Genomic DNA, 12013 nt, shown 5'->3' with positions numbered 1-12013 from the left:
GCCCTGACCAGGGAAGTCACCATGTCCTGACGTCGTCGCGGGGGCCCGACACGGGCCTCCGCGACCTCCCGGAGGACACCCGGCGGGGGCCCGTCGGGATGCCGGATGCCGTGGCTCATGTGACGCTGGCCGTACGCCCCTTGGTCCTCGCGTACCTCGTGTACCTCGCATAGCTCGCGTACCTCGCGTTCGTGGCGGCCGGGCGTTCTGCGGACTCGGCGACAACCCGGCACCGGGAGGGGGCCAGCGCGGTGACATCACGGCTGCGGGGCGCGCTCCGCCCGGCGCTCCCCCCGGTGCTGCTCACGCTGTTGCTCCTCGCGGGATCCGGTACGCCCATGGCGTTCGGTACGGCGGCGTACGCCGGGCCTCCCGCCGCCCCGGTGGCGTCCCCCACCCCGTCGCCCTCACCCTCGGCCTCGGTCTCGGCCCCCGCTCCCGCCCCCTACTACGGCACCGGCTCCCTGGCAGGCAACAGAGCGGGTGAGGGGCGGCAGCGGCCCGGGCGCGGCGAGCCGGAGTCCGTCCCCGACCCGGCCGTGTGGCGTCCCCTGCCGCTCCCGCCCCGCGAGGTGCGACGCCCCGAAGGGACGAGGCCGACCCCGCCCGTCCCGGTGCCGTCCGTACCGGGCACGGCCGACGAGCCGAGGGAGCGGGCCGCCGAGGGGCCGCCGTTCCCCGGTCTGCGGGTGCTGCCCCTCGGCGCGGGCATGGTCCTGATCGGCCTCGGCCTGGGCTTCCTCGGGCTGCGTCTGCGGCGTGGCTGAGGGGCGGAGCTGGACAGGGCGTACGCCCTCGTACACGGTGGATCGACGTCGTACGGGGGCACACGGAGGTGTGAGCAGCAGGTGCGAGAGAATGGCCGTATGGAGATGCCGAGGAACGAACGGTCGCCGGAAGAACCCCATGTCCTGGTCGTGGGTCAGGACGGAATGGCTCTCGGGGGCGGAGACGGCGGAGACGACGAGTCCCGTGAGCTTCCGGTGACGGAGATGGTCGAGCAGCCCGCGAAGGTCATGCGCATCGGCAGCATGATCAAGCAGCTGCTCGAAGAAGTGCGGGCGGCGCCTCTGGACGAGGCGAGCCGGGTGCGCCTCAAGGAGATCCACGCCAGCTCCGTGAAGGAACTGGAGGACGGTCTGGCCCCGGAGCTCGTCGAGGAGCTGGAGCGGCTCTCGTTGCCCTTCACCGAGGAGGGCACCCCGAGCGACGCGGAACTGCGCATCGCGCAGGCCCAGTTGGTGGGCTGGCTCGAAGGCCTCTTCCACGGCATCCAGACGACCCTCTTCGCCCAGCAGATGGCCGCGCGGGCCCAGCTCGAACAGATGCGCCGCGCGCTCCCGCCGGGTGTGGGCGGCCACGACGGCGCCGAGGACATGGGCGGTGGCATCGCGGGCCGCAGCGGCGGGCCCTACCTCTAGGCCTCGGAAACGCCCGCCGGACCTCCAGAACGTCCGGCGACGGAACCTCTGCCGACCCAGACCTATGGAAACCCGAAGGGCCCGGTGCGCGCGTCGCGTACCGGGCCCTTCGTGGCGGTGTGGGGCGTCAGCGGTGTGGGGCGTCAGGCCGGATTGCCCGTGGAGATGTCGAACTGGATGCTCACGCTCTTGGGGTCGAGGTCCTCGCCCGCCTTCGGCAGGGTCCGCATGACGGTGTCCTCGCCGTACGTGTTCTCGTCGACCGCGATCTTGTCGTAGCGCCAGCCGGACGCCTGCAAGCAGGAAAGGACCGAGCGCCAGTCCTTGTAGGTGAAGTCCGGCATCTTGATCTTCTTCGGGTCGTTGGTGGCCGTCTCGGGCTCCGTGCACACCGTCTTGTCGACGGTGTTCGTCCGGTCCGGCCCCCGGTGGCCCGCCACCGGCTTCTTGGACTCCTTGCCGCTCTCGCCGTCCTTGTCGCCCCCGCCGCTCAGTGAGACGGCCGCGATCAGGCCGCCGATGGCGAGGAGCGCGACGACGATGGAGCCGACGATCACCGGCATGTTCCGCTTGCGGCCGCCGCCGGGTCCACCGCCGGGCCCGCCGCCCGGGCCACCGGACACCGCGGCCGTCGTGTGCTGCGGCGTGAGGTTGTACGGCGGCGGGGTCTGGGCCGACTGCGGGCCGTAGGCGCCCGCGGGCGGCGCGGTCTGGTAGCCCTGCTGGGGGTAGCCGTAGCCCGGGGTCGGCGCGGGGGCCGGGGTCGGGGGTCCGTAGGCGCCCGGCTGGTAGGGCGTCTGGACGCCGCCCGAGGCCGGTGCGGCGGCGTCGACCGGCGGGAACACGGCCGAACCCACGCCCGCGCCGCTCGCCGTCGGGGCCCCCGGCACGATGCTGGGGGCCTGGGAGAGCGAAGCCTGGAAGGACTGGGCGACGCGCAGACACTCGTCGCGCATGGCCTCGGCGGTCGGGAAGCGCTCGTTCGGGTTCTTCTTCAGCGCGCGGGCGACGAGCGCGTCCACGGCCGGCGGCAGGGAACGGTTGATCGAGGAGGGGGCGACCGGCTCCTCCTGGACGTGCGCGTACGCGATGGCGAGCGGCGAGTCGGCCTCGAAGGGGAGGCGGCCCGTCGTCAGCTGGAACAGCATGATGCCGACCGAGTACAGGTCGGAGCGGGCGTCCACGCCGCGGCCCAGTGCCTGCTCGGGCGAGAGGTACTGGGGGGTGCCGACGACCATGCCGGTCTGTGTCATCGACGTGACGCCGGACTGCATGGCGCGGGCGATGCCGAAGTCCATGACCTTGACGACGTTGCGCTTGGTCATCATGACGTTGCCGGGCTTGATGTCGCGGTGGACCAGGCCCATCTCGTGGCTGATCTCCAGGGCCGCGAGCACATCGGCGGTGATCTTCAGGGCCTGGTCGGTCGGCATCGCGCCCTGCCGGCGGACGGCCGCGTCCAGGACCGAGCCGAGCGGCTTGCCCTCGACGTACTCCATGACGATGTAGGGCATGGGCGCCCCGCCGTCCGCGGCGGAGCCGCCGATCGTCAGGATGTCCTCACCGGTGTCGAAGACCGACACGATGTTGGTGTGCGTGAGCTTGGCCACGGCCTGGGCCTCGCGCCGGAAGCGCTCCCTGAAGGACTGCTCGCGGCCCAGCTCGGTGTGCAGTGTCTTGATCGCGACCTGCCGGTCGAGCACGGTGTCGTACGCGAGGTGCACCGAGGCCATGCCGCCCTCGCCGAGCAGATCGCGCAGCTGATAGCGGCCGCCGGCCAGTGAACTGCCCGCGTACCGGCCCTGAGCGCCGTCCTGGCTCATGTCGTGCGTCCCCCATCGGCGCGGACGCGAGACGGCGCCGCGGTTGTGACTGTGGCAAAGGGCGCGGCCGAAGACGTCCTGATGACGCTGATCGATCCGCTATTCCAGGCCAAGTCTGCCCGAGGGCCCCGACACGTCAAGCTCGGTGCCCGTTCCGTGACCGTACGCGCAAGAAGCGTCTCGGAAGCGTTACAAGTTCACCTCGCCGGGCCCGTGGAGGGTTTGCCGGGCGGCTCACGCCGGACCGGTCGGCCCCTGGAAGGCTGTAGCGTGGCACGCCGGAGTACCCCGTACCGCTCTATCACGTAACCGGTACACGCTTTACACCACGTACACGATGTACATCATGTACACGGCGGCCATGCGGCGGCCCACGATCAGAAACGACGGCGAGGACTGATGGCACAGACGCACCCCGCTCAGGGCCCGTCCGACCCCGAGGCGGCTGGTGGCGGTATGTCGGACGTGCCTGAGATGTGGGGGAACGGCGGTCTTGTCGGCGACGGCAGGTACCGCCTGACGGGGCGGCTCGGACGCGGCGGCATGGCCGAGGTGTTCGCCGCCGAGGACGTACGCCTCGGCCGTACGGTCGCCGTCAAGCTGCTGCGCTCCGACCTCGCCGAGGACCCGGTGTCCAAGGCCCGCTTCACGCGCGAGGCCCAGTCGGTGGCCGGTCTGAACCACCACGCGGTCGTCGGGGTCTACGACTCCGGCGAGGACGTCATCAACGGCAACTCCGTGCCGTACATCGTGATGGAGCTCGTCGAGGGCCGCACCATCAGGGACCTGCTGATCAACGCCGAGGCCCCGGGGCCCGAGCAGGCCCTGATCATCGTCTCCGGTGTGCTCGAGGCGCTCGCCTACTCGCACCAGCACGGGATCGTGCACCGCGACATCAAGCCCGCGAACGTCAGCATCACCCATACCGGTGCCGTGAAGGTGATGGACTTCGGCATCGCCCGCGCCCTGCACGGGGCGCAGTCGACCATGACGCAGACCGGCATGGTCATGGGCACCCCGCAGTACCTCTCGCCCGAGCAGGCGCTCGGCAAGGCCGTGGACCACCGCAGCGACCTCTACGCGACCGGCTGTCTGCTGTACGAACTCCTCGCGCTGCGGCCCCCGTTCACCGGTGAGACGCCGCTGTCCGTGGTCTACCAGCACGTCCAGGACATTCCGGTGCCGCCGTCCGAGGTCTCCGAGGCGGCGCCGCCCGAGCTCGACGGGCTCGTCATGCGCTCGCTGGCCAAGGACCCGGACGACCGGTTCCAGACAGCCGAGGAGATGCGCGGCCTGGTCCAGTACGGCCTCCAGATGCTGGCCGAGCAGGGCAGCCACACCGGTACGTGGAACACCGGGCCCGTCGCGCTCGCCGGTACGCACGAGGGCGCGCACACCCCCGCGATGGGCGTCGGCGGCACGGCCGTGATGCCGCACCCCGGGGACTCGGGCACCCAGCAGATCCCCGGGCCGATGCTGCGGACGCCGGGCGGCGACGACGGCGGCTTCGACGGCGGTCACCGGGACGGCGGCGGGAGCGGCCGCGGCAAGGTGTGGATCCTCGCGGTCCTCGCCGTGATCGCGATCGCCGCGGGTGTCGCGTTCGCGCTGTCCGCGGGCGACGACAACGGCGGCAAGAAGGACAAGACCCCGACGACGCCGTCGACGAAGCAGTCGCAGGAGAAGTCGCCCAGCAAGAGCAGCAAGGAAGAAAAGACGCCCGACGGGACCACGCAGCCCGGAGGGGACGGGACCGGCGGGCAGACAGGGGACTGGACCGGGCCGCCGACGCAGAAAACGCAGCGGCCCTCGCAGCCGACGCAGCCGACGACCGATCCCTCGGACCCGCCGCCGGACCCGTCGGATCCGCCGCCGGACCCCTCGGACCCGCCGCCGGACCCGTCGGACGACCCGACCGAGCCGAGCGATCCCGTGACGACGCCGGGTGGCGACAGCGGGGGCGACAGCGGAGGCGACACCGAGGGAGCCGCCCAGGGCGGCGAGGGGGACCCGGAGTGAACCTACGGGGGAGCCGCTGCACGCGGCTCCCCCGTTGGGGTTCCCGCCCCCGCGCGGGGACGGTTCAGCTGCTCGCAGCGGCGGTGCAGCTCGTCCACGTGTGCACCCTCGCCGTCCGCGGCGTGAGGCGCAGATGGACCGGGGCGAAGACCTCGCCGTCGACGTGGTCGGGGCCCGGGCCGAAGAGGTCCAGTTCGGCGGGGGTGGGCTCGGCAGGTTCGCACGGGCCGAGGAACTGGACGGTCCACCGGCCGCTCCGCGCCGTCCCGCTGCTCAGATTGTCCGCCCCGTACGCGACGACACTGCCCACGCACGCCTGGTGGTGGCCGAGGCCGCGGTGCATGCGCAGCAGGATCCTCCCGTCGGCCACCACGTGCCGCGCCACCGCGAGGAAGGGCAGGGCCCGCCTGCTGGTGGCGACCCGGCCGTAGTCGGTGCGCCGGAGCAGTTCGAGGGCGAGCTGTTCTTCGGTCGGCATCCCCCCACCCTCCGGCACGGGCCCGCGCCGCAAGAAGGGCCTCCCGCCCTCGGGCGCAGGGCCATAAGTCCCGTGTAAGCCGGTGCGGGACTGTTCAGTGAAGCCGTGCGGGACTGTTCAGCGAACCCCGTACGGGGCCGCTCGGCGAACCCCGTGCGGGCCTGCGCAGCGAAGCCCGTAAGGAGCCGCTCAGCGCCGCTCGGCCTGCATCCGTGCCACGTACGCCGCCGCCTGCGACCTGCGCTCCATGCCGAGCTTGGAGAGCAGGCTGGAGACATAATTCTTGATCGTCTTCTCGGCGAGGTGCAGCCGCTCACCGATGACGCGGTTGGTCAGGCCCTCGCCGATCAGGTCGAGGATCTTGCGTTCCTGCTCGGTGAGGCTCGCGAGCCTCTCGTCGCCCTTCGCGCGGTCGCCGTCCCGCAGGCGTTCCAGGACGCGGGCCGTCGCGACCGGGTCGAGCAGGGATTTCCCGGCGGCCACGTCGCGCACCGCGGAGAGGAGTTCATTGCCGCGAATGGCTTTCAGGACATAGCCCGAAGCACCGGCCATGATGGCGTCGAAGAGGGCTTCGTCATCGGCGAACGACGTCAGCATCAGGCATTTGATGGAGTCGTTCTGGGAACGGATCTCGCGGCAGACCTCGACCCCGCTGCCATCCGGAAGGCGGACGTCCAGAACCGCGACATCGGGGCGGGTGGCCGGAATGCGGACGAGGGCGTCGGCCGCCGTGCCGGCCTCGCCGACCACCTCGATGTCCGACTCCACGGAGAGCAACTCGTGGACTCCGCGCCGCACGACTTCGTGATCGTCGAGCAGGAATACCGTGATTTTTCCTTCTTCGCGCACTCTGTCAGTGTCACACATCGACTCTTCCCGTGCCCTAGCCGGTCGGGATAACGTGCCGGTGTTCCGGCCCCCTGCCAGGCTGTGTTCAGTGCTGTGACCAGGCTGTGTTTCCGCGTTTCTCGATTTACTTGGATTTCCTAGTGCAGCTTACTTGGATATCCAAGCAAAATTGCAGGTCAGGCGGGGTTTCACAGTTTCGGGAGACACTGGGTAACGTGCTTGGAGAAGGGTCTCGCCGGAGCAACTGTCACGCCTTGTCCCGGCCGAGCCGCACCCACCCCGTGCGACGGGCCGGAATCGGGCGAGCCGTACTGGCCTGCCGGTGGATCCCGGGGGCCGGACCGACGGAGGAGCACACGTGACCGTGGAGAGCACCGCCGCGCGCACACCGCGCAGCGCAGCCGGCGCAGGCAAGCGCGCCGGCGCCAAGACTGTGAGCGCCAAGAAGGACTCCGTCCCGGGCCGGGGGACCCCGCGGGGGAAGAGCGCCGCCCGGGGCAAGGGCGGGGCGGCAAGCAGCGGCGAGCCCGAGCTCGTACAGCTGCTGACCCCCGAAGGGGTACGGGTGGAGAACGCCGCGTACGACAGCTACGTCGCGGACATCACCCCCGACGACCTCCGTTCCCTGTACCGGGACATGGTCATCACCCGCCGCTTCGACGCCGAGGCCGTCACCCTGCAACGCCAGGGCGAGCTGGGCCTGTGGCCGTCGCTGCTCGGCCAGGAGGCCGCCCAGGTCGGCTCCGGCCGTGCCACCAGGGAGAGCGACCACGTCTTCCCCACCTACCGCGAACACGGCGTCGCCTGGTGCAAGGGCGTCGACCCGACGCTCCTCCTCGGCATGTTCCGGGGCGTGAACAACGGCGGCTGGGACCCCAACACCAACGGCTTCCAGCTGTACACGATCGTCATCGGATCGCAGACGCTGCACGCCACGGGCTACGCGATGGGCGTGGCCTACGACGGCGCGGACAGCGCCGTGGTCGCCTACCTCGGCGACGGCGCGACCAGCCAGGGCGATGTCGCCGAGGCGTTCACGTTCTCCGCGGTCTACAACGCCCCGGTGGTGTTCTTCTGCCAGAACAACCAGTGGGCGATCTCCGAGCCGACGGAGAAGCAGAGCCGGGTGCCGCTGTACCAGCGCGCGCAGGGCTACGGCTTCCCCGGCGTCCGTGTCGACGGCAACGACGTGCTCGCCTGTCTCGCGGTCACCAAGTGGGCCCTGGAGCGGGCGCGCGCGGGCGAGGGCCCGGCGCTCATCGAGGCGTTCACGTACCGCATGGGCGCCCACACCACCTCCGACGACCCGACGCGCTACCGCCGCGACGAGGAGCGCGAGGCCTGGGAGGCCAAGGACCCGATCTCGCGGCTGCGGGCGTACCTGGAGTCCGAAGGTCACGCGGATGAGGGATTCTTCGCGGAACTCGAGGCCGAGAGCGAGACGTTGGGCAAGCGAGTGCGGGACGTGGTGCGGACGATGCCGGACCCCGAACCGATGTCGATCTTTGAGAACGTCTACGCGGACGGTCACGCGCTAGTGGACGAGGAGCGTGCCCAGTTCGCCGCCTATGAGGCGTCGTTCACGGACGCGCCGGTGGACGCCGTTACGGGCGGGGAGGCCAAGTAGTCATGACGGTGAAGAAACTTCCGCTCGCGAAGGCGATCAACGAATCCCTGCGCACGGCCCTCGAAGCCGACCCGAAGGTCCTGGTCATGGGCGAGGACGTGGGCAAGCTCGGCGGTGTGTTCCGGGTGACCGACGGCCTCCAGAAGGACTTCGGCGAGAACCGCGTCATCGACACCCCGCTCGCCGAGTCGGGCATCGTCGGCACGGCCATCGGACTCGCCCTGCGCGGCTACCGACCGGTCGTGGAGATCCAGTTCGACGGCTTCGTCTTCCCCGCGTACGACCAGATCGTCACGCAGCTGGCGAAGATGCACGCCCGGGCCCTCGGCAAGATCAAGGTGCCCGTCGTCATCCGCATCCCCTACGGCGGCGGCATCGGCGCCGTCGAGCACCACAGCGAGTCCCCGGAGGCGCTGTTCGCGCACGTCGCGGGCCTGAAGGTGGTCTCGCCCTCGAACTCGTCGGACGCGTACTGGATGCTTCAGCAGGCCATCCAGAGCGACGACCCGGTGATCTTCTTCGAGCCCAAGCGGCGGTACTGGGACAAGTCCGAGGTCACCACCGACGCCATCCCCGGGCCCCTGCACAAGGCCAAGACGGTCCGCGAGGGCACCGACGCGACCCTGGTGGCGTACGGTCCGATGGTGAAGACCTGCCTGGAGGCCGCCGCGGCCGCCGCGGAGGAGGGCAAGTCCCTGGAGGTCGTCGACCTGCGCTCGGTCTCGCCGATCGACTTCGACACGGTGCAGGCGTCGGTGGAGAGGACCGGCCGCCTGGTCGTGGTGCACGAGGCGCCGGTGTTCTTCGGCTCCGGCGCGGAGATCGCGGCGCGCATCACGGAGCGGTGCTTCTACCACCTGGAGGCGCCCGTGCTGCGGGTCGGCGGCTTCCACTCCCCGTATCCGCCCGCGCGGGTCGAAGAGGAATATCTGCCGGGCCTCGACCGGGTGCTCGACGCCGTCGACCGCTCGCTGGCGTACTGAGGGAAGAGGATCGTGACGACAATGACTGACACCACCTCGGCCGTCCGCGAGTTCAAGATGCCCGACGTGGGCGAGGGGCTCACCGAGGCGGAGATCCTCAAGTGGTTCGTCGCCCCCGGCGACACCGTCACCGACGGGCAGGTCGTGTGCGAGGTGGAGACGGCCAAGGCCGCCGTCGAGCTGCCCATCCCGTTCGACGGCACGGTGCGCGAGCTCCGGTTTCCCGAGGGTTCCACGGTCGACGTGGGCCAGGTGATCATCACCGTCGGGGGCCCCGGGGACGTCGCCCCCGAGCCGCCGGCCGCGCAGACCGGGGCGTCCGCTCCCGAGACCGCTGCCGTTCCGGCGGCGGAGGACGGGAAGCCCGCGGGCAGGCAGCCGGTCCTCGTGGGGTACGGGGTCTCCGAGTCCTCGACCAAGCGGCGGCCCCGCAAGGGAGCCACGGCCGAGGTCGCCGCGGCCGCCCCGAAGCCTGCCCCGGCGTCCGCGCCGGAGCCGGTGGCGGTGGCCTCCGTCGACGCCGGGGTCAACGGGCACGGCGGGCGGCCGCTCGCCAAGCCACCGGTGCGCAAGCTCGCCAAGGACCTCGGAGTCGATCTCGCCGCCGTCACGCCGACGGGGCCCGACGGGATCATCACCCGCGAGGACGTGCACGCGGCCGTGGCCGCGCCCGAGGCGACGCCGCAGCCGGCGGTGTCCCGGGAGCAGCCCACGGCGGCCGAGGCGGCACCGGCGGCCCGGGCGGCCTCCGCGCCCACCACCCGGGGCCGCGAGACCCGCATCCCGGTCAAGGGCGTCCGCAAGGCCACCGCGCAGGCCATGGTCGGCTCGGCGTTCACCGCGCCGCACGTCACGGAGTTCGTGACGGTGGACGTGACCCGCACGATGAAGCTGGTCGACGAGCTGAGGCAGGACCGGGCCTTCGAAGGCCTGCGGGTGAACCCGCTCCTGCTGATCTCCAAGGCGCTCCTGGTGGCGATCCGCCGCAACCCGGAGGTGAACGCCGCCTGGGACGAGGCGAACCAGGAGATCGTCCAGAAGCACTACGTGAACCTGGGCATCGCCGCGGCGACCCCGCGCGGTCTGCTCGTGCCGAACATCAAGGACGCGCACGACAAGACCCTGCCCGAGCTGGCCGCCGCGCTCGGCGACCTGGTGTCCACGGCCCGCGAGGGCAAGACGTCGCCCGGCGCCATGCAGGGCGGCACGGTGACGATCACGAACATCGGCGTCTTCGGCATCGACACGGGCACGCCGATCCTGAACCCCGGCGAGTCCGCGATCCTCGCGGTCGGCGCGATCAAGCTCCAGCCGTGGGTCCACAAGGGCAAGGTGAAGCCGCGTCAGGTGACCACCCTCGGCCTCTCCTTCGACCACCGCCTGGTGGACGGCGAGCTCGGCTCCAAGGTGCTCGGTGACGTCGCGGCGATCCTGGAGCAGCCCAAGCGGCTGATGACCTGGTCGTAGCTTCGGCCCGCCATATCGGGCCGCCCCGGCACCCATAGGCACGAGGGCCGCCCGCGGAAGCGAGGACGGGGCCCACCGCACCAGCGGTGGGCCCCGTCCTCGTACCGGTGGTACGAGCCGCTACGCGACCTCGGTACGAACCGCTACGCGACCTTGAAGCCGTAGTCCATGATCTTCTTCGCGTCCGCGACGCGGGCGGAGTTGGACGTGGACGTGAGCACCGTGCCGATGACGGTCTTGCCGTTGCGGGTCGCTGCGAAGACCAGGCAGTACTTGGCCTGCGCGCCGGAGCCCGTCTTCACACCGATCGCGCCGCGGTAGGAACCGAGCAGTGCGTTGGTGTTCTTCCACGGCGCCATGGTGCGGGTGCCGCCGGTCTTCGTCTTCGTCTTCGCCGTGTACGTCTTCGTCTTGACGACCGTACGGAACAGCGAGTTCTTCATGGCGTTGCTCGCGAGCTTCGTCAGGTCGCGCGGCGTCGAGTAGTTGGCGCCGTTGCTGATGCCGTCGAACGAGTCGAAGTGCGTGTTCTTCAGCTTCAGGTCCTTGGCCGTCTTGTTCATCTGGCCGATGAAGGACTTGACGCGCGCCGAGCGGGACGAGCCCTTGCCGAACTTGTCTGCGAGGGCGTACGCGGCGTCGCAGCCGGACGGCAGCATCAGACCGTAGAGCAGCTGGCGGACCGTCACCTTGTCGCCCACGATGAGGCGGGCGTGCGAGGCGTTGTGCTTGACGATGTAGTCGCTGTACGCCTTCTGGATCGTGACCTTCGAGTCCAGGTTGAGGTTGCGCTGGCCGAGGACCACCCGGGCGGTCATTATCTTCGTCGTCGAGCCGGTGGCACGGCGGGTGTCCGCGGACTTCGTGAACAGCGTCTTGCCCGAACCGTTGTTCATCAGGAAGCCGCCCTTGGCGGCGATCGACGGCTTGGGCGGCGCGGCGGCCTGGGCGGGCGACACCACGACGCCGGTGGACAGTACGGCTCCGGCCGTGACGGCGGCGGCTGCGCTTATACGGCGCACGCGCACGCCCGGGGTGCGGATTCTCAAGGTGAACACTCCGTTGATCCCTGCTGATGGGGTAGTTGACGGCTCTTTGTCCCAAATTCCCCTGCGATACAGCCGACATGGGAGAGCCGCCACAGGGATGACGCGTGAGAGGCCCGAAGGGATGCATGCTCAACGGGTAAAGATGCGGCCAAGTGTCGCGGAGGGGGCGCGGGCCACTCCCCCCCCCCCCCCCCCCCCCGCCCCCCCCCCGCCCCCCCCCCCCGGGCCCCCCCCCCCCGGGGGGGGCCCCCCCCCCCCCCCCCCGGGGGCCCCCCCCGGGGCCCCCCGGGGCGGCGG

At 71.0% G+C, this 12013-nt stretch carries 10 protein-coding genes; 6 read left to right on the top strand and 4 right to left on the bottom strand.

What is annotated here, in order from left to right:
• Positions 1-251 precede the first annotated feature (251 nt).
• Together ACH4DX_RS27590 and ACH4DX_RS27585 are read left to right on the top strand one after the other, a co-directional pair.
• Positions 252-767, top strand: coding sequence for a hypothetical protein (locus tag ACH4DX_RS27590; protein WP_398157151.1), 516 nt, complete (start codon positions 252-254; stop codon positions 765-767).
• Positions 768-866: 99 nt separating this feature from the next.
• A complete protein-coding gene (locus ACH4DX_RS27585) occupies positions 867-1421 on the top strand; it encodes a bacterial proteasome activator family protein (protein ID WP_398119625.1) in 555 nt (184 codons plus the stop codon).
• Between the two features lie 143 nt (positions 1422-1564).
• Here ACH4DX_RS27585 and ACH4DX_RS27580 read toward each other — a convergent pair whose 3' ends face one another.
• The gene (locus tag ACH4DX_RS27580) at positions 1565-3244 is read right to left on the bottom strand and encodes a protein kinase (protein WP_398119627.1); all 1680 of its coding nucleotides are present in this window, start codon (positions 3242-3244) and stop codon (positions 1565-1567) included.
• A gap of 399 nt (positions 3245-3643) precedes the next feature.
• Between ACH4DX_RS27580 and ACH4DX_RS27575 the strand changes: the two genes are divergently transcribed.
• Positions 3644-5263 carry a protein kinase gene (locus ACH4DX_RS27575; RefSeq protein WP_398119629.1) on the top strand — a complete coding sequence of 540 codons (1620 nt, stop codon included), beginning with the start codon at positions 3644-3646 and terminating at the stop codon, positions 5261-5263.
• A 64-nt stretch (positions 5264-5327) separates the two neighbouring features.
• Here the strand turns inward: ACH4DX_RS27575 and ACH4DX_RS27570 are convergent, their stop codons facing one another.
• A complete protein-coding gene (locus tag ACH4DX_RS27570; protein WP_398157150.1) occupies positions 5328-5741 on the bottom strand; it encodes a pyridoxamine 5'-phosphate oxidase family protein in 414 nt (137 codons plus the stop codon).
• A 189-nt stretch (positions 5742-5930) separates the two neighbouring features.
• Complete coding sequence (locus tag ACH4DX_RS27565) at positions 5931-6590, bottom strand: response regulator (protein WP_398157149.1); 660 nt, start codon at positions 6588-6590, stop codon at positions 5931-5933.
• Between the two features lie 358 nt (positions 6591-6948).
• Here ACH4DX_RS27565 and pdhA point away from each other — a divergent pair, with 358 nt between their 5' ends.
• From pdhA to ACH4DX_RS27550, 3 genes are read left to right on the top strand one after another with little or no spacing between them, the layout of a single operon-like run.
• Positions 6949-8217 carry a pyruvate dehydrogenase (acetyl-transferring) E1 component subunit alpha gene (gene pdhA, locus ACH4DX_RS27560; protein WP_398119635.1) on the top strand — a complete coding sequence of 423 codons (1269 nt, stop codon included), beginning with the start codon at positions 6949-6951 and terminating at the stop codon, positions 8215-8217.
• A gap of 2 nt (positions 8218-8219) precedes the next feature.
• The gene (locus ACH4DX_RS27555) at positions 8220-9200 is read left to right on the top strand and encodes an alpha-ketoacid dehydrogenase subunit beta (RefSeq protein ID WP_398119637.1); all 981 of its coding nucleotides are present in this window, start codon (positions 8220-8222) and stop codon (positions 9198-9200) included.
• A 12-nt stretch (positions 9201-9212) separates the two neighbouring features.
• Positions 9213-10667: a dihydrolipoamide acetyltransferase family protein gene (locus ACH4DX_RS27550; RefSeq protein ID WP_398157148.1), complete on the top strand. Its 1455-nt coding sequence runs from the start codon at positions 9213-9215 to the stop codon at positions 10665-10667.
• Between the two features lie 143 nt (positions 10668-10810).
• On the opposite strand, the gene ACH4DX_RS27545 is transcribed toward ACH4DX_RS27550, so the two are convergent.
• The gene (locus tag ACH4DX_RS27545) at positions 10811-11716 is read right to left on the bottom strand and encodes a D-alanyl-D-alanine carboxypeptidase family protein (protein WP_398120046.1); all 906 of its coding nucleotides are present in this window, start codon (positions 11714-11716) and stop codon (positions 10811-10813) included.
• Between the last annotated feature and the right edge of the window lie 297 nt (positions 11717-12013).

Source organism: Streptomyces sp. NPDC017940, assembly GCF_044328435.1.
Classification (GTDB): Bacteria; Actinomycetota; Actinomycetes; order Streptomycetales; family Streptomycetaceae; genus Streptomyces.
Note: the sequence above shows the minus strand (reverse complement) of the source record. Positions and strands in the feature narration are given on the sequence as shown.